The organism is uncultured Cyclobacterium sp. (assembly GCF_963977555.1).
In the GTDB taxonomy this organism is placed as follows: Bacteria; Bacteroidota; Bacteroidia; order Cytophagales; family Cyclobacteriaceae; genus Cyclobacterium.
In genome coordinates this window covers 116,115-134,750 of sequence record NZ_CAXBPD010000007.1, presented here as the reverse complement: position 1 = coordinate 134,750, position 18,636 = coordinate 116,115, and the positions used below count along the sequence as shown (strand labels likewise).

Genomic DNA, 18,636 nt, shown 5'->3' with positions numbered 1-18,636 from the left:
AATATAAATCTTAAACTTAAAAAGATGAAGGAAAGTAATGGAAGTGGCAACCCAGCGGAGGGAAAGTATAAAATTGAAAGAAGAGAATCCTCTTTGCCTAGAATTGGCGTTTTTGGTGTGGGCTATTTCAAATATTGGGCACAATTTGAGGGGTTGTTGGATGCATTACTAGCCAAGCAAAAAGTGCTTATAGAGAAAATTGAAAGGAACAATGCAGCCGTAATTGATTTTGGTTTGGTAGATGATGCACAGTCGGCATATGACCTGGTGCCTAAGTTACAAGCTGAGAATCTCGACTTGATATTTTGTGACATGCTCACTTATGCTACTTCAAGCACTTTTGGAACAATCATAAAAAACATCAATGTACCTATTGTGTTGGTAGCCTTGCAGCCAGACAAGGCAATGGATTACAGTAGGGCTTCTACTTATATGCAGCTCTACAATGATGATGTATGTTCATTGCCTGAGTTTGCGGGTGTTGCTGTAAGAATGGGGAAAAAAGTACCTGATGTTATTATTGGTACCCTCCATGATGATCCCGAATCTGAACGAATGATTGGTGAGTATTGCCGGATGGCCAATGTATTGCATGGTTTGAAAACAGCCAGGATTGGACATATAGGTCATCCCATAGAAGCCATGTTGGACATGCATACCGATTCAACCATGCTTACTGCCCATTTTGGGGTACATATTGTGCAATGTGAAGCCAATGAAATTGTCAGCAATTATGCTGAAAAAGTTTCTGAGGCCGAAGTAACTGAAGAAGAGAAGCGTATTTTATCTTTCTTCGATACCCCCGACCCTGTTTCTGATCCTATCTCTGAGAAGTTAAAAAAAGAAGACTTAAATGTTGCCGCAGGAGTTTCTGTGGCACTAAAGAAATTCGTGGAAGATAAAAACCTTGATGGCCTGGCTTATTATTACAATGGGGAGGATCACAGTCAGACACAGTTGGTAATGTCTAATCTCATTGTTGGTAATTCTCTATTAACAAGTTCCGGATTTCCCATGTGTGGAGAGTCGGACTTGAAATGCTGTATGGCCATGTTTATCATGGACCGTTTCGGTATAGGCGGGAGTTTTGCCGAATTTCATCCAGTAGATTTTAAGGAAAACTTTGTGTTGGTAGGTCATGACGGCCCTCACAATCTCTCCATCGCTCAGGGGAAACCGGTGCTTAGAAGTTTAAAGAAGTACCATGGTAAACCCGGATTTGGAGCAGGTGTAGAATTCAAAATTAAGGAAGGACCGATTACCATGTTGAGCATAAGCTCTAATTATGAAGGGAAATTCAAGTTTGTTATCGCAGAGGGAGCGTCTGTAGAAGGGCCTATACCGCCTACAGGAAACACAAATACAAGAGGTTTTTTCAAGCCTGATGTACGCACTTTTTTGACCAATTGGATCAAGGAAGGACCTACCCATCACTTTGCTTTGGGCATAGGGCACCATGCCAAAAGCATCCAGAAAATTGCCAATTATCTAAATATAGAATCGGTAATAGTAGTCTGAATTAATGAATAACCCAAAATAACTGACCATGAAAACACTTATCAAAAGTTTTGTTTTCGTGATGGCACTCTGCTTTAGCATGGTCCATTACGAGCTATTGGCACAAGCAGGCAATCGCCTGGTAGTAAAAGGAACGGTCACATCTGCTGAAGATGGGGCCACGATTCCTGGGGTAACGGTCCTTGAAAAAGGCACGTCAAACGGGACGGTAACAGACATAGACGGCGGGTATGATATTACCCTAGGCAATGGAAATTCGGTCTTGGTTTTTTCCTATGTGGGCTTTGCAAAGACTGAGATTCAAGCAGGGAACCGTAGCACCCTAGATGTTCAACTCCAAATGGATATGGAACAACTTAATGAGGTGGTTGTCGTCGGTTATGGTACACAAAAGAGGAAAGACCTTAGCGGTTCCATATCAAGGATTACCAGTGATGAGTTTTTGCAGCCTTCAACTGGAAGTTTTGACCAAATGCTACAAGGTAAAGTAGCAGGGGTGCAGATCAACCAGACCACAGGTGCACCGGGAGGCAATGTGAATATTCTTGTTCGAGGGGTAAGTTCTATCTCTGGAGGCAATCAACCATTGTATGTGATTGATGGGTTTCCAGTAGATGGAGGTTCGAATTCAAACATGCGTGGTTATGGTGGAGACTCTTTTTCCTCTGCAAACATGGCTTCCAATACTGCAAATCGGATTAATCCACTCAATTCTATAAATCCTTCAGATATTGCCTCAATAGAGATTCTAAAGGATGCCTCTGCTACGGCCATTTACGGTTCAAGAGGGTCAAACGGGGTAGTGATCATTACCACCAAACGGGGAAATTATGAAAAGGCGCAGATCAGCCTTGACATGTCCTATGGTTATCAAGAAGTGGCCAATAAGCTTGACCTGATGAATGCAAGTCAATATGCTGATTTTGTAGCTGATGGGAGGGACAATGCCTGGATTTTCCGGGGAGGATCCATAAATGATCCCAATGAGGTAAGAAATGCTGCCAGTAGGGTAAGACCGGAATTTAGGAACCCTGCATCCTTAACTACTGATACAGATTGGCAGGATGTGATTTTCAGAACTGCTCCGGTAAGAAACGTTCAGTTATCGTCTAGAGGAGGAACAGATAAAACAAGCTTTTTTATTTCCGGAGGTTATTTTTCTCAGGAAGGTGTGGTTATCAACTCTGATTATAATAGGTTTAATTTAAGGGTGAATGTGGATGCTCAAATTACCGACAAGGTTAGGATCGGGACCTCCACTTATGGTTCTTACGGTTATGGCAGGTTTGCCAACACCGAATCACATTACGGACAGGGCGGTTTGCTTTCCAATGTGCTGGCTGCTTCCCCGACAATTCCAGTTTATGATGCTGATGGCAATTATTACTTCAACCAAGACGATGTTACAGATGGCTTAGGGTTCTTAGCCAACGTTTTGGCAGTGAGTGAAGGCTCTGTGGACAGGAGAAATGTGATGAATGTATACACCAATAATTATATAGAGGTAGACATTAACGAAAACCTGATGTTCAGATCATCTGCCGGGATCAATTATTCTTCAAGCAATATCCGCCTTTGGAGGTCCACTGCAGTACCTCAGTACACGTCGTTGAACTATCCAGCAACTGCAGGCGCAACAAAAATGGACAACTTGAATTGGCTGAATGAAAACACACTGACATTTAACAAGTCCTTCGACAACAAGCATTTTTTAAATGCTGTTGCAGGATTTACTGCTCAGAAAAACAGTGGTGATCGTTTATCTGCAGGAGCCTCTGACTTCCCGACAAATTATGTCACTTACCTGTCTGGGGGAATAGTCAATGCAGGAACGCAAACACTTAGCGAATGGTCTCTATTGTCAGTGATGGCTCGGATAAACTATTCCTTTGACAGCAAGTATCTTTTCACTGCTACCCTTAGGCGAGATGGAAGTTCCAGGTTTGGAAGCAACTTCAAGTGGGGATCTTTTCCTTCATTCTCCCTGGGATACAATATCTCTGAGGAAGAGTTTTTAAGCAATGCTGATTTTCTAAGTAATCTTAAAATCAGGGCCAGTTACGGAATTTCCGGAAACAATCAAATCGGAAATTATACCCATATCGGATTATTGTCTGCTAGAAGATATATCAACGAGAGTGGTTTGATACCAGGATTGGTGCCAAGTAGTCTTGCCAATGACGATTTAACATGGGAGATTTCAAAACAAACCAATTTTGGAATAGACATGAGCCTATTTCAGGACAGGATTAATCTTACGGCAGATATTTACAGGGATTTGAAGACAGACTTATTATTGGCTGTTCAGTTGCCTGCTGCCTCAGGTTTTTACAGTTCAGTTCAGAACATTGGTGATGTCGAGAATAAGGGATTTGAGCTAGGGTTGAATACAGTGAACATTCAAAAAACCAATTTCACCTGGAACAGCAATTTCACTTTTTCTGCCAATAAAAACAAAGTGCTTAAACTTGCTACGGAAGGTGGAAGAATTTCAAATTCGCCTTATCAAATTACAGAAGTAGGCCAACCTGTCTCTAGTTTTTATTTGATCAATAAACTGGGCATTTTCATGAACAGTGATGAGTTAGAAGGTGCTGCATTGTTTCATCCTAGAACTGAAGCCGGAGATATAAAATTTGAGGATGTAAATGAAGATGGTGTAATCAATCAAAATGACCGAAAAATTGTAGGAAACCCTTGGCCAGATTTTGTATGGGGTATAACCAATAATTTCGAATGGAAGAATTTCAATTTGAATATTGCTATCGTTGGTTCAGAAGGTGCCCAAACCTATCTTGAATCTGGTGGTGCTTTAATGGGTTCCAATGGTGTTCAAAACGGTTTGGTCTTACAAGATAGAAGATGGAGATCAGAAGAAGATCCTGGAGATGGAATTATTCCACGAGCGATCAGAAGTAATCATGCCTTGGGCTTTGGTACCTCCTCAAACTTTCTATTTGATGCCTCTTTCATCCGTATTAGAAATGTGATGCTTGGCTATACTATGCCGCAAGAACTTGTCTCCAGATTTAGGCTTACAGGCATGAATGTCTATGCGAGTGTTGCCAATGTTTACACTTTTACTGATTATCCTGGTTATGATCCAGAATCCAGTAGCACAGGTGACGATGTAGTCAATGCAGGTATTGATTATCTAAATTATCCACTACCACGGACCTACACTTTGGGCCTAAAAATAACCTTATAACTTAAAATATTGAGTCATGAAAAAATATATCATATATATCCTGACCTTATTGGCTGGGACCTCTTGCTCAGATTTTCTAGAATTGCAGCCTGAACATCAAATCAGTGATGGCTCCTTCTATAAAAATGCCAACGATTTTGAGACAGCACTTATAGGTAGTTATTCTAGCCTTCAGAACCTGTATGATGCCAATTTAGTGTACGTTGGTGAATTGACTACGGACAATGCAGAAATACAGTGGACTACTCCTTCTATATCCGAGGTTGAATTGGATGAGGTCAACTTTACGCCTTCCAATGGCTTTTTGAATGCTATTTGGCAGATAAGTTTTAACCTTGTTTCTCAGTCAAATAATATATTGTCTAGAATTGATGAGGTGGACATGGGCACTCAGATCAGAGACCAGATAAAAGGCGAGGCTTTATTTTTAAGGGCTTTTGGGTACTTTAATCTTGTCAGAACATTTGGGCCTATTCCAATTGTGGATGTGGCTTTCCGTAGCCCAGGTGAAATAGCGGCCTATGATATGACGAGAAAACCTGAGGAAGCTGTGTATCAAATGATAGAAGCCGACTTGAATCAGGCTACCTCCCTGCTAACTAATGTAGATGGCTTGGGTAAATCCAGGGCTTCAAGTGCAGCAGCAATGACCTTATTGGGCAAAGTTTACCTCACCCAAATGGACTATAGCAATGCCGAAACTGCATTAAAAGGAGTTGTAGAAAGCAATGCTTATTCGCTTGAATCAGATTATAAAAGTTTATTCATCAATGGGAATGATGAATTGACTGAATCAATTTTTGAAATCAAGTACATGTCGGGTAATTTGGGTGTAGGGAATGGGTTTTCCAGCACATTTACCCCAGCAAGGTTTGATATGGATATCTTCCCTAATCAAATGCAAGGTTCAGGAAGAATTTTACCAACCCCTGAAATGGCCGAAGCTTATGAAGCCGGCGACCTAAGAAGGCCAGCTTCTATTGGAGATTCTGTAAAGGTGATTTCCGGAGGTTATGAAAAGGAATTGTATGGGTTGAAATTTGTGGATTTCACCACAGGTGTTCAAGGAGATGGCGGAATTAACTTCACCGCCTTGAGGTATGCAGATGTACTGCTGATGTATGCAGAAGCACTCAATCAAAACGCTAAGCAGGATGAGGCAATAGTTTACCTTAATTTGGTTCGCGAACGAGCTGGCTTGACAGGTTTAAGCGGTTTGGACCAAGAAGCATTGGCTCTGGCATTGGCACAAGAACGCAGAGTTGAGTTATTTTTGGAAGGTCATCGCTGGTTTGATTTAGTGAGAACAGGAAAGCTGTTAACTGAAATGAATGCTTACTTTGCACGGAACAATTTGAATTTTGAGGTTCAGAATTATGAATCCATAATGCCTATTCCGCTTAGAGAAATTGATATTAATCCCAACCTAGGACAAAACACTGGTTATTGATGAGGAAACAAAACTTTATAATGCGCAATTTTTGGTTGGTTTTGTCGCTAGCTCTAGTCTGCGTACCAGGGCTAGCACAGGACAACTTAAAGGGGAAAAGTTTCCAAAGTATTACCTTGGAAACTTCCCTTAAGCCTTTTAAGAAAAATGACAAAGCTTATATAAGGGCAGTGGCTCATGAAATGTTTACCCAGTGGCATTCTTTGTTAAGGCATGCAGATACTGTGTCGATGATGCTTTGGACCAGTGATGGTTCAGAGATTCTCGATTATAAGGGTACCATGGAGCAACCACTAGAGTGGGCCAAGTACATGGGGAACCCAAATACAGATCATGAAGTTGGCTCAGGCCCTGAATCCCTTTCTTTACATCAAAGAGCCTATGTTTATAGGGAAGATGCTCCAGACTTTACTTATGGCGACCTGGCCTATATTGTTAAGGTTCTTAAAGAGGAAGGACGAAAAGTAACAGGCAAGCCAATTAAGGTAGGGGCTACCTTTGATCCAGGCCCTGAATTTGCCAAATCTCCTTTCAAATATGAGAAACATCCAGAGATACTGGGTGGAAATGCCATGGGTCACAAGACTTTTGTAAGTGCTTATTCGGTATTGAATGGTGACAATGAGTCCTATGCGGGTTTCCCAGGGGGTATTCCTGATCAAACCCCATTTGGAACTTTCTTTGGCAGACAAAGTCAACATTTTCTTGATGATCTAGGTTTTGATTATATCTGGCTAAGCAATGGGTTTGGTTTTGGTGCAGAAGGATGGGCAGCTACCGGAGCGATTTTTACAGGAGAAAATTTCGCTCATGAAAAATTGGCTTCATCTGCCGATAAAGTGGTAGGCTTTTGGAAGTTGTTTAGGGAAGAATGTCCCGATTACCCAATCCAAACCAGAGGGACCAACCTTTCTGTAGGCGCTGATTTGGCCAGGGATGCGGTAGATTTAAGAAACATATACAAAGGAGGGTTTAATATGTTGCCTCCGCCAAATTCACCATGGGCAGCATTGGATGGAGATTTTGGTTTAGAACTGGCAGGTTATATGTCACGAATGGCCATGTTACCGGACAATAGATTTCCATTTAGGTATTATACCCACGATCCCTGGTGGATCAATAGCCCTTGGCTAGACCGATATGGAAGAGAACCACATGATATTTATTTGCCCTTGGCAGTAGCAAGGATTGATGAAGAAGGGAAAATAGGAGTGCCTACGCATTTAAATTTCCTAACCATTGATGATACCTATGGCAATATGCCAACGCAGGTGCCTGATGAGGTAATGCCTCATATCTTAAAGGCACGATATGACATGCCTACAGCGCCGGGGCCTTTGGTCTGGGTCTATCCCTTTGATGAATACCATGATTGGGCAAGGGATTATACCGACAGATTGCCAGAGATTTATTATGGCGATTGGTTTATGAGACAAGCCATCAACAGTGGACTTCCTATGAATACTGTGATTTCCACTACTTCTCTTCCAGGGGCCATTACCAATAATCCAGGGCTTTTCAAATCTTCGATACTTGTGACCATTGCTCCGGAAAAAAATTCTAACAATGAGAAAACACTTATGGATTTTGTGAAAAATGGTGGGCAACTTATAGTATTTGGGCCTGTAGATCATTCAAGCAAAACCTTTATGGATTTTCTTAACCTTTCCAATACTAAGCCGCTGTCAGGAGAAATGGATCTGTATTCAGAGGTAGGTATAGATATTATTAAAGGAGAGTTACCACAAAAAATACGACATCTTTCCTTATTCTCTGGTGGAGGATTCCGTACCCTTATCAAGCAACCCAAAGATTCTTTTACCCAAGCTTTGTCAAGTGTGAAGCAAGGGGACGAAGAAAGGGACATGGCATGGCTGAGACAACACCCTGATTGGAATGGAGGAAAGGTTGTTTATTTAAGAGGTACCAATTCCAGTAGTTTTACCGGCGGAAGGTTATTGACGCCAGACAATCCGGAAGAATTCCAGATTGTTCCAGCCATGCTAAGGCAACTGCTTGGGAATTTTGGGATGCATTTGAAAATAGAAAAGGAAAATGCGTCAATCAAAGATCCTGTACTTACAATCAATCGTTCTGACAATGCTTTTATCTTTTCCGGATACAATCCCAATTCTACCGTAAAGCAGTCCTTCAAATTTGAACAAGGAGCGCCGCTGATTTTAGGCTTAGAGACCATTCTTGAAGATGGTTTTTCCAATTACAATATGCCTACAGCTTGGCATAGAGAATGTCGTGTTTTTATTAAGCAGAGCTCAGGAATGATATCCTTTAAAGAACTTCATTCCGGACAAAAAGGGATAAGCAAGCGGTATAGCGTCAGTGGGTTACAAAATGGTTCACTTAGGATATATCCATCCGATGGTGTGACGGCAGAAGATTTAAATGTATACTTAAATTCAAGGTATCCATGGAATACTGGTGAGATCCCATTCACTGAGGTAAAAAATGGCAATGAGCGTTATTTTGAAATCAAAGAGGTCTCTGGAACAGTAGTGTTTTCATGGTAGTTTAACTTGGGTAACTAGTTTAAGATGAAAAAGAAAATAAATATTTCCTGGAGATTGTTCTTATTTATGAGCTATAGTATGGCGGCAATAGCAGGTTGCCAAAGTGAAAAAACTCAGGAGAAGGAACTAAAGCCCAATGTTTTGGTCATTCTGACAGATCAACATACCAATGATGCCCTGAGTTATTTGGGTAATCCTCACCTGAACACGCCTGCCATGGACCAATTGGCAGCGGAAGGCACCTTTTTTACAGCCTCTTATTGCACTTCTCCTGTTTGTGGTCCCGCTAGAAGTAGTCTGATTACAGGGAGAATGCCTCATGAAACAGGTGTGGTTTGGAATTCCACACATATCCGAGCAGAAGTACCCACTATAGGCCAGGTTTTTAAAGAATCAGGATACCATACAGCTTGGGTTGGAAAATGGCACCTGCCAGAATCCTATCCTGCCAAAGGAGCTATGGATTCTGTAGCAGGCTTTGCTGTGGTTCCTTTCCAATCTTTGGATAAAGAATGGGATCTCGGAGAAGATACGGATGGGCCCATTGCAGACGCCACGGTAAATTACCTCAATAATTATAAAGAAGATCAACCCTTCTTATTGACAGTTTCACTTCACAATCCCCATGACATATGTCATGTTCCAAGAAGACCGGATGAATATGCCAAGGCACATGAATTGGAAGGTTTGCCTCCTTTGCCCAATAACTTTGAAATTGACCCAGATGAACCACAGTTTCTGGCCGAAAAACGCTTAATGGATCATTATGGAGATGAGTTATTGAAGACAAAAGATTATACACCCGAAGACTGGCAGGCATACCTGTACCATTATTATCGGTTTACGGAAATGGTAGATGGTGAAATTGGGAAAATTCTGCAAGCATTGAAGAACAATGGGTTTGATGAAAACACCATTGTGGTGCTCACAAGTGAACACGGTGATGGAGGGGCAGGGCACAAGTGGGCGGCTAAGTTAAGCTTGTATGAGGAAGCTGCCACCGTCCCTTTTATCATCAGGTATAAGGGGCATGTGCCTTCGCATAGTATAGATAGAAACCAATTGGTTTCAGGTATTGACTTAGCCCCGACTATTGTGGATTATGCTGGTTTGTCTTCATCAGTTAAATTCACGGGTAAAAGCCTAAAGCCCATTTTGGAAAATCCTGGGGAGAAATTGAGAGATTATTTGGTAGTGCAATTGGCAGACGATAAACTGGATTCCAGCAGGCAGGCCAGGTTGATCAGAAATGACAGGTACAAGTACAATTTATACAATCAAGGAGAGCGGAATGAGCAGTTGTTTGATTTGTGGAAAGATCCTGGAGAGCAGCACAATCTTGCTTATGTTGATGCTTACCAATCCGTTAAACATGAAATGCATGTGGCTTTGGATGAATGGATCGCTGCTACAGGGGATGACTTTTATGAATGGAGTCCTTTGCCCAATAGTAAAGAAAAATAAACATAAATTGATTTTAGACTAATACTAGAAATGCCTACGCCATGAAGTTAAAAGCTTTTATCATTTGTTATTTAGTTACGTTTTGCAGTATGTTGTCCTTTGGCCTTAAGGCCCAGGAAAGTAAAGGCTACAATCAGATGAGACAAAATTTCCTACAACCACCAAGTACTGCCAAGCCTACCGTTTATCATTGGTGGCTAGGTGGTCATGTGGATACAGTGAGATTAAAAGAGGAAATACGTTCTTTTGACGAGGCAGGAATAGCAGGGTTTACCATATTTGAAATAGGTTCTAGGGATACCGTTCAGGTAGGTGCAGGCCCGGAGTTTTTAGGGGACGAATCTTTGGCAACCATTAAAGTTGCTGTGGATGAAGCTAGTAAATATGGCATGGAAGTAGGATTGAATACGGCAAGCAGCTGGAATGCTGGAGGGAATTGGCTTACGCCACAACATGCAGCAAAATCAATTTACCAACGAAAAGTGAATGTAAGGGGTGGAGGGAAGAAGAAAATAAAAGTGCCTTTCCCTGAGATCCCAGAGAAAGATCCTCGAGGAAGAAAACGACTTATTTCTTATGGAAAAGATGGCAAACCACTTTATTCTGAAGAGATAGCAGTCTTGGCTATACCACTGTTAGCAGATAAAGCGCTAATGGATACCAGCCGAATTAAGGATGTATCCACGTTTTTTGATTCGAATAAAGAGGTTTTGAATTGGGAAGTTCCGGAAGGAGAATGGAAAATTGTACGCTATGTCAGTTCCAATTCCGGAGAGAATTTGGTACTGCCCAGTAAGTATTCAGCAGGGCCTATAGTAGATCATTTTGATGCTGAAGCCACGGCTTTTCACTTCAATTATATTATAGACCGCCTAGAATCTAAAATGGGGGATTTACGTCAAACAGCCTTGAAAAACTTATATATGGCTAGTTATGAAGCCAGGGGTTTTAATTGGACACCTACTTTACCAAAAGAATTTCAAGAGCTTAATGGCTATGATATAAAGAAATTTTTACCCATTTTATTTGAGGAAGTAACGCTTTCTCAAGAGGCAACTTCTGCATTCAAGGCGGGCTTCCAAAGGACTTTGTCAGAATTGATGATCAAAAACTTCTACATGAAGTCCAAAGAAATTTGCAATGCACATGGGTTGAAAAACAACAGTGAGGCGGGAGGTCCAGGCTATCCTTTACACAATGTGCCTGTGGAGCCCTTGAAGGCATTGGGTAAAGGTTTGGATATCCCTAGAGGAGAGTTTTGGATTAACCACCATAATTTTAGCGAGGAGGGAATGGATGTGCTGAGGGTGGTGAAGGAAGTCTCTTCTGCCTCCCATATTTATGGTTTGGGAATGGTGGAGATGGAAGCATTTACCACTTTTCAGCAGTGGCAAGAAGGTCCTTTCGAAATGAAACCTATGGGAGACAGGGCTTTTGCTGAAGGCATGAATAGGGTAGTAGTCCACGGATCTACACATAATCCGGAAGGTACCGGGAATCCCGGAATTGTTTATCATGCGGGTACCCATTACAATGACAAAAGGGTTTGGTGGAAGAAAATCCGACCATTTAATGAATACCTGGCCAGGATATCCTATGTTTTACAGGAAGCCGATTTCAAAGCAGATGTTTTGTATTATTATGGTGATACCATCCCCAATTACGGTGGACATAAGCGAAGCCGTTTTAATCCAGGAGAAGGGTATGATTTTGAGCTTTTGAATACAGAAGTGCTACTCGGTCTGAAGGTGAAAAATGGGAAAGTTTTGAACCCGAGAAATGGTGCTGAATTTAGTGTGCTGGCATTGACCGAAGAATACGAGATCAATCCGAAGGTATTGGTGAAACTGGAACAAATGACAAAAAACGGGGCCATTATCACGGGGCCTAAACCCAGTAGAATTGCTCCGGAAAGAAACATGAAGAATTTACCCAACATGAAAGGTTGGCTGGATAGTTTGTGGAAGCCTTTTAACAAACAAGACTTTAAATCAGGAAATAAAGCCATTTATTACAATGTTTCAGTAGGAGAGATTTTGAAAGCATTAGAAGTCAGCCCTGATTTTGATTACAAAGACAAGGGTTTTTATAAGCTTGATTACACCCATTATCAAAAGGATGGAATGGATTTTTATTTCATAGTTAACACTACAGATGAATGGATTTCCAGGGACTTGAGATTTCGGCAAGCGGGAAAGACTCCAGAGTTATGGAATACGGAAAATGGAAGTATAACGGCTATTTCTATTTTCGAACAAACTCAAGACGGTATTACCCTTCCTTTGACCCTTGCCCCTTACGAAAGCACCTTTGTGGCTTTTAGAAATGGGAACAATCAAGAACATTTCACAAACATTTTAACCAATGATATTCACCCACCTATGCTTAGATATGGGGAATATGGCCTTGAATTGTGGGAAGAAGGTGAATTTGAATTTGTTCAAAATGATAAAACGAGCAGCTTGTTAAATCGTGCCAATATGAAAACGATAGACGGTGCTTGGGAAGTTTATTTTCCAGAAGGTTGGGGAGCACCGGAAAAAGCAATTTTCCCAGAATTAAAATCCTGGACGGAGTCTGAAATTGAGGGAGTCAAATTCTTCTCAGGTACTGCCCGCTACGAAAAGAATTTTATACATGAAATGCATGCTTCTGAATTTCCAGAAGCCAGGGTTTACCTGGATTTAGGGGACCTTTCTCATGTTGCTGAAGTTTGGTTGAATGAGAAGCCTATTGGAATAACCTGGGCCAAGCCTTATCGATTTGATGTGACGGATGCGCTAAAGCCTGGAATAAACACCTTGAAAATAGAAGTAGCCAATACCTGGTCAAATAGATTAACTGGAGATGCGGTAACTGGTGCTAATTTCACCAAAACGCATGTGGAAGCGACTGTTATAAAGGGCATTCCAAAATTGAGGGTTCCTTGGAAAAATGCGCCACTTATTCCTTCAGGGATTTTCGGACCAGTTACCCTAACGACCGTTTTGCCAATTGCAGTGCCTAAATGATTTTGAGGGGCATTGTTGCTTTTTTCTGAAACAATGCCCCTCAAATTCTTGACTATATTCCTTAATTAGTCCGCTTGATACACGGTAAATGATTTCAACTCCATTTTGCTTTCATCACCCTTTAGAGACAGACGGAGTTTAGCGGATTTTACCGGATCAAAATAGTGGATGCGCTTTCTCCCGATAGTCAGTCCTTCAGCCACAGGGTGCCAATTGTTGCCATCAAAGCTTTCTATACTGTACTGTTTGATGTGCTGTCCATTGGCAATGTTTTCTTCCAAAACCATAAGGTTTACTGTTTGGTTTTTAGGAATTGTAAGTGTGTAAGTCGTATTAGCATTGTTTTGCGGCTGATCATAATTGGCCACAGGATTCGAAAAAGTTTGCGCAATGGCTTCACCAAATTCTTTCAGTCGCTTTACTTCAGCAGCTGGAATCAAACCACTGGTATCAGGTGTCATGTTCACCAAAAGGTTGGCACCTCTGCCGATGGATTCATTGTAAACGTTCATTAGAAAAGGTAAATCTCTTAAGGTTTTGTCTGAGTCAGGCTTCCAAAACCAGGTTGACCGTGTGTGGAGGTTGGCTTCGGCAGGAATCCATCCCGTACTTTGTGGCCCTACCCATTTATCAAAACCTTCACCCGGCTGAACGATATTTCCCAAAGGATAAGCCGCCCATCCCTGCTCACTGCCGGACCAACGAACATCCGGTTTAGTTCCTCCCATTACAATAGCTTTAGGTTGTAAATGCCGCACCATATTGTGTATGGCATCCCCATAGGCAGTGCCCAATGGTTTCATGGTTTCAGGGTCCATGACATCCCAGCCAAAGGGGTCATAAGCACCATCAAACCAAAGGTAGGAGATCTCTCCATAATTGGTCAGCAACTCCCTAAGTTGTTCCAAGAAAACAGGGAAGTACTTGTGGATGTCCCCGACAATTTTACGTTCCCCTTGTGGGTCAGGTGTACTACTGACCCCAAAATGCTTGTCTCCACCAGAGACGTAGAGTCCGATATCTAACCCATACTTTCTACAAGCAGCTACAAACTCCCTGACAACATCTCCTTTACCGCCCTTCCATGAAATGGTTTTTACAGAATAATCCGTGGTTTCCGTAGGCCAGAGGCAAAAGCCATTATGGTGTTTTGCCGTTAACACGATGTGTTTGGCCCCAAAAGATTTGGCCGTTTTGGCCCATTGTTCCGCATCCAGTCTGTAGGGGTTGAATATTTCCGCAGCAGGCACGCTCATCATGTCCGATTCAATGTAGGTGGCAGGGCCAAAATGGATAAATGCTCCCAATTGTCGCTCCTGGTAAGCCAATTGACTTTCCGTGGGGAGGGTTTGAAATGGCTTAGTAGAAAAAACAGCAGTTCCGGCACCTTCAGTCCCTGCTTCCAAAACCGGTTGCCAGTCTCCCTGATGTTTTGGAGCTACGTCTGATTGTCCTTCAGGTTTAAAAAAATGCTCAAACAATTCCTTTGGTGTTCCATCATAGGTTGCGCGTTGTAAATCTCCGGCAGTTGTTTGGTCACTTCCGGTGAAATAAAGGATGGTTTTGCCTTGAAAATAACAAAGTTCAATATCTGAAGCATTGCTTTCTGAGATGTCAGGGTCTATTAAAGGGATGTTTTTGTATTCCGGATTATAAGTAACAAAAGGCCTGTCTTCAGGTGCATCTTCCCAATGAACAAGGTCTTTAGAACGGGTAATGCGGGTTTCATAACCGGGTTGTAGCGATTCCAAGTAAAGTGTATAGTACCAGCCTCCTTCATAATAAAGGGCAGGTCCGCCAACATATTTATCTACTCCGTAGACTGCGTCTGGAATCTCCTTCCAGTTTTCCAAATCCGAAGAGCTCATGTACCTAAAGGTAAAAGGTTTCCACTGCTTGTCACTGGTCTCATACAGTAGCACAAAGCCCTCTTTTCCTCTGGTAACGGCAGTATTAAAAAAATACTCATTCTCATTTGCCCGAAGGACGGTCTTCGGCTTGCTCCAATTGATAAGGTCAGCCGAGCTGGTCATTGTGATTTCGGTCATTTTTCGCCAAGGTTTTCCTTGTCCATAATCCCCTGCGAAAACATAAACCCTACCTTCCCAAGTCAGGACCGTTCCAAAGCCATGGTTTTTTAAAGGGGTGGAAATTATCTGATTTGTTTGAAGGTCACGGATTCGTACTTCATCCTCATGAAAACGGTCACCAGGTTTTGCTCCCGGTATGTCCCAAAACTTTTGGTTATTCTCCAGAAGGAATAATTTTTCCTGAAACACAAAAGGGGAGGTCTCTACCAATGGAGAGCCCAGGCGTTCTTCTTTCTTTATTGGGTTTTCCCATTCCCTTTGTGCCAACAAGTGGTGACAAATAAAGAGTAATGCAATACAGGCGATGCTTTTAATACGATTCATGGTATAAGTTATACAGCTTTGGGTGAATAGTGACTACGAGGTAAATATATAAAAAGTGGGTGGGTTTTATGATTTTGAGCTGATTTGAAAAATTGTTAACTTATAGGATAGATTGCCCGCAGAGCCACAGAGTCGCAAAGAAAAGGAAAACCATGTAAAAGTTTGCCAATTCAAATAGAAGTAACCTTTAGATCTTTGCGTCTTAGCGAGAATAATAACTTGAAAATAACTTTAAAATTTCACGCAGAGCCGCAGAGTCGCGAAGAAAAGGAAAACTAAGTAAAGGTTTACAAATTCAAAAAGAAGAATCCTTAGACCTTTGCGTCTTAGCGCCTTAGCGAGAATAATAACTTGAAAATAACTTTAAAATTTCACGCAGAGCCGCAGAGTCGCAAAGAAAAAGAAAACTAAGTAAAGGTTTGCCAATTGAAAAAATGTAGCCTTATAGGCTTTGCGCCTTAGCGAGAACAATAACCTAAAAAGAACATTAAAAACTGCACCAGGAGTCGCAAAATCGCAAAAAAAATGGATACTTAGTCTTAGCGAGCAAAATAAAAAAATATGACTGAAAACGATATTTCCAAAATAGTTGTAGATACTTGTTACCAGATTCATGTTGCGCTTGGGCCCGGTTTGTTTGAGTCTGTTTATGAGGAGATTTTATATTATGAACTCATTCAGAAAGGGCTAAGTGTTACAAGGCAACAAGTTATTCCGTTAATTTGGAGGGGCATTAGAATGGACCAAGGATTCCGAGCGGATTTGATTGTGGAGGACAGGGTGTTAGTAGAAATAAAATCAGTAGGTGCCATTGCTCCGGTACATTCAAAGCAAGTTTTAACCTACCTAAAACTAACAGGGCTGAAACTCGGCTTATTGATTAATTTCAACGAGGCTTTGGTAAAAGATGGGATTACAAGAATTGCAAATAACTTATAAATATTGCTCGCAGAGTCGCAAAGAAAAGCTAAGTAAAGGTTTGCCAATTGAAAAAATGTAACCTTATAGGCTTTGCGTCTTAGCGCCTTTGCGAGAACCAAAAATATAAACACAGTAAAATTGCACGCAGAGCCGCAGAGTCGCAAAGAAAAGGAAAAGTAAGTGAACGTTTACCAATTTAAAAAGAAGCAATCTTTAGATCTTTGCGTCTTAGCGCCTTAGCGAGAACAATAAACCGTGCTCTTTTATATCATTTCCTAATCCACTTTCTTATTTTTGACTAGTTTGTCTTTCTTATGCTCAAAATCAGAGGTGCGCACTGCATGACTAGACGGTTTTAGCTGATAGCCATACCTTCTCCCGTAAACCTGAGTGAACTCAGCGCCAAAGAAAAGTATTAGGCAGGAATAGGATATCCAAAGTAAGAAAAGAATAATGGCACCTGCAGCACCAAATGTTTCTCCAGGATTTGATTCACTTAAATAAAAGGCAATTAGTGCTTTTCCTATCGTAAACAGCACTGATGTCAGGATAGCACCTGTCCATACCATACGCCATTTTATATTCACATCTGGTAAAATTTTAAATATCGCTGCAAAAAGCAGTGCAATGATGACGATAGATAGAACAATATTGGCTAAATAAGCCACGATAAAAAGACTTTCACCAAAATTGCGTGTCAACCACCCACCTAATGATGAGATTGTAGTACTCAAAACCAATGAAATGAGCAGTAAAAAGCCTATAACAATAATAATTCCAAGTGAAGTGGCTCTGTCTTTCAATAGGGTTTTTATTCCAGCTTTTTCACTTTTTTTCACCTCCCAGATAGAATTTAAAGATTTTTGAAGCTGAACGAAAAGTCCTGTCGCACCGAAAAGCATGGTGCCAAGACCTACTATGGTCATTAGGACGGATTGGTCCGCTAAATTGGCGTTGACTATAATTTCAGCGATACTTTCTGCAGATTCAGCACCAATCATGCCTGTAAGCCCTGAAGTAATTTCTACAACGGTGTCTGACCTTTCCATAAAAAGACCTATAATGGAAACAATTATTAGTAGCAGCCCGGGAAGTGAAAACACAGCATAATAGGCTACTGCAGCAGCATTACCAAATGCATCATCATCAGTCCATTCTTTATAAGCCGCCTTCAGCAGCGACCACGTATCTTTTAATCGAAATTTCTGTTCTTTAGTGGCAGTTTCCATTTTGACTTTTCTATTTGGTGCTATTGCATTTTACCCTATCTTTCTTAAAAAGCAGATAACATATCTTATTACGAATATGCATTTCCCAATACCATGCCAAAATTTTGACTTAAATATTCTCTTAATAGGGACTAGCCAAGAGTATCAAAAATTTGTGCCTTTTATTTTGTACAAGCAGTGTCACATATTACCCACCAATGGTTAGCAATATTGGTTCAAATCGTCATAAAGAATGTTTTACTATAGTTAGGGCAGAAAAAGATGAAGCAATAAAATAAGAAATTGAACACTCTAATTTGGAAAATACTATTTCTTTTGGGGTTGAATAAAAATGATGGATCTTTAAAAAACTTACCAAAATATATAAGTTCCATATGCCTGAAGGATTAAGGATTTAATTTATTTCTAGTTGAAATAAGAGGTCATAGATGTATTTTGGTCTTGGAAATTAGGAATAGACGAAAACGAAGGTTGTGGAACAGTAAGAAGGGAGACAGGCAGATGATATAACATAAATTTTTTTCAAATTCCGCTTTCTTTATTGTTCAAGAAAAGATTAAACAGCTAATTAAATTTTTCAAGTTTCTAAAGGGTTTTGATAAAGCCCTTGCCTTTTTCGGATTTCGACTCCTTTTCCCTTTGTATGGCCTCCTTTCTATATTCAAAATCCTCCGTCTGGAGGATTATCCTTGGCCTATTAAGGGTTCAGCCTTTTGTTCCCAGTTCATTATGTGATTTGAACCTTGCCTCCATATCTCAGGTAAACCTCACATAGGTTTTTTCACAAAGTACAATAAAGTATCCCCAAGGAACTTTGCGCCTTTCCGAGAAAAAGAATTTGGATGGCTTCGCATTATCAAAAATAAAAATCTCGGCACCTAACCGATCGATAT

The 18,636-nt window shown here is 41.0% G+C and carries 9 protein-coding genes; 7 read left to right on the top strand and 2 right to left on the bottom strand.

The features are described 5' to 3' along the window. Positions 1 to 24 precede the first annotated feature (24 nt). The 6 genes from AAC073_RS10655 to AAC073_RS10630 are packed head-to-tail and all read left to right on the top strand — an operon-like array spanning position 25 to position 13,179. A complete protein-coding gene (locus AAC073_RS10655) occupies positions 25 to 1,518 on the top strand; it encodes an L-fucose/L-arabinose isomerase family protein (RefSeq protein ID WP_339923815.1) in 1,494 nt (497 codons plus the stop codon). Between the two features lie 28 nt (positions 1,519 to 1,546). Then, the gene (locus AAC073_RS10650; RefSeq protein ID WP_339923814.1) at positions 1,547 to 4,726 is read left to right on the top strand and encodes a TonB-dependent receptor; all 3,180 of its coding nucleotides are present in this window, start codon (positions 1,547 to 1,549) and stop codon (positions 4,724 to 4,726) included. A 16-nt stretch (positions 4,727 to 4,742) separates the two neighbouring features. Further along, positions 4,743 to 6,176, top strand: a complete 1,434-nt coding sequence (locus AAC073_RS10645; RefSeq protein WP_339923813.1) for a RagB/SusD family nutrient uptake outer membrane protein — start codon at positions 4,743 to 4,745, stop codon at positions 6,174 to 6,176. After that, positions 6,176 to 8,704, top strand: a complete 2,529-nt coding sequence (locus tag AAC073_RS10640; RefSeq protein ID WP_339923812.1) for a hypothetical protein — start codon at positions 6,176 to 6,178, stop codon at positions 8,702 to 8,704. Before AAC073_RS10645 ends, AAC073_RS10640 begins: the two co-directional genes overlap by 1 nt. Positions 8,705 to 8,728: 24 nt before the next feature. Further along, positions 8,729 to 10,168, top strand: a complete 1,440-nt coding sequence (locus tag AAC073_RS10635; RefSeq protein ID WP_339923811.1) for a sulfatase-like hydrolase/transferase — start codon at positions 8,729 to 8,731, stop codon at positions 10,166 to 10,168. A gap of 41 nt (positions 10,169 to 10,209) precedes the next feature. After that, positions 10,210 to 13,179 carry a glycosyl hydrolase gene (locus AAC073_RS10630; protein WP_339923810.1) on the top strand — a complete coding sequence of 990 codons (2,970 nt, stop codon included), beginning with the start codon at positions 10,210 to 10,212 and terminating at the stop codon, positions 13,177 to 13,179. A gap of 65 nt (positions 13,180 to 13,244) precedes the next feature. On the opposite strand, the gene AAC073_RS10625 is transcribed toward AAC073_RS10630, so the two are convergent. Beyond that, positions 13,245 to 15,593 carry an alpha-L-fucosidase gene (locus tag AAC073_RS10625; RefSeq protein WP_339923809.1) on the bottom strand — a complete coding sequence of 783 codons (2,349 nt, stop codon included), beginning with the start codon at positions 15,591 to 15,593 and terminating at the stop codon, positions 13,245 to 13,247. A 561-nt stretch (positions 15,594 to 16,154) separates the two neighbouring features. Between AAC073_RS10625 and AAC073_RS10620 the strand changes: the two genes are divergently transcribed. Beyond that, entirely contained in the window at positions 16,155 to 16,532 is a 378-nt protein-coding gene (locus AAC073_RS10620) for a GxxExxY protein (protein ID WP_339923808.1), read from the top strand. A 257-nt stretch (positions 16,533 to 16,789) separates the two neighbouring features. Here the strand turns inward: AAC073_RS10620 and AAC073_RS10615 are convergent, their stop codons facing one another. Continuing rightward, a complete protein-coding gene (locus AAC073_RS10615) occupies positions 16,790 to 17,743 on the bottom strand; it encodes a YihY/virulence factor BrkB family protein (RefSeq protein ID WP_339923807.1) in 954 nt (317 codons plus the stop codon). Between the last annotated feature and the right edge of the window lie 893 nt (positions 17,744 to 18,636).

Bases quoted from the DNA above. Each gene is read 5' to 3' on its own strand.
- AAC073_RS10655 (WP_339923815.1), top strand. From the start codon at position 25: ATGAAGGAAAGTAATGGAAGTGGCAACCCAGCGGAGGGAAAGTATAAA.
- AAC073_RS10650 (WP_339923814.1), top strand. From the start codon at position 1,547: ATGAAAACACTTATCAAAAGTTTTGTTTTCGTGATGGCACTCTGCTTT.
- AAC073_RS10645 (WP_339923813.1), top strand. From the start codon at position 4,743: ATGAAAAAATATATCATATATATCCTGACCTTATTGGCTGGGACCTCT.
- AAC073_RS10640 (WP_339923812.1), top strand. From the start codon at position 6,176: ATGAGGAAACAAAACTTTATAATGCGCAATTTTTGGTTGGTTTTGTCG.
- AAC073_RS10635 (WP_339923811.1), top strand. From the start codon at position 8,729: ATGAAAAAGAAAATAAATATTTCCTGGAGATTGTTCTTATTTATGAGC.
- AAC073_RS10630 (WP_339923810.1), top strand. From the start codon at position 10,210: ATGAAGTTAAAAGCTTTTATCATTTGTTATTTAGTTACGTTTTGCAGT.
- AAC073_RS10625 (WP_339923809.1), bottom strand. From the start codon at position 15,593: ATGAATCGTATTAAAAGCATCGCCTGTATTGCATTACTCTTTATTTGT.
- AAC073_RS10620 (WP_339923808.1), top strand. From the start codon at position 16,155: ATGACTGAAAACGATATTTCCAAAATAGTTGTAGATACTTGTTACCAG.
- AAC073_RS10615 (WP_339923807.1), bottom strand. From the start codon at position 17,743: ATGGAAACTGCCACTAAAGAACAGAAATTTCGATTAAAAGATACGTGG.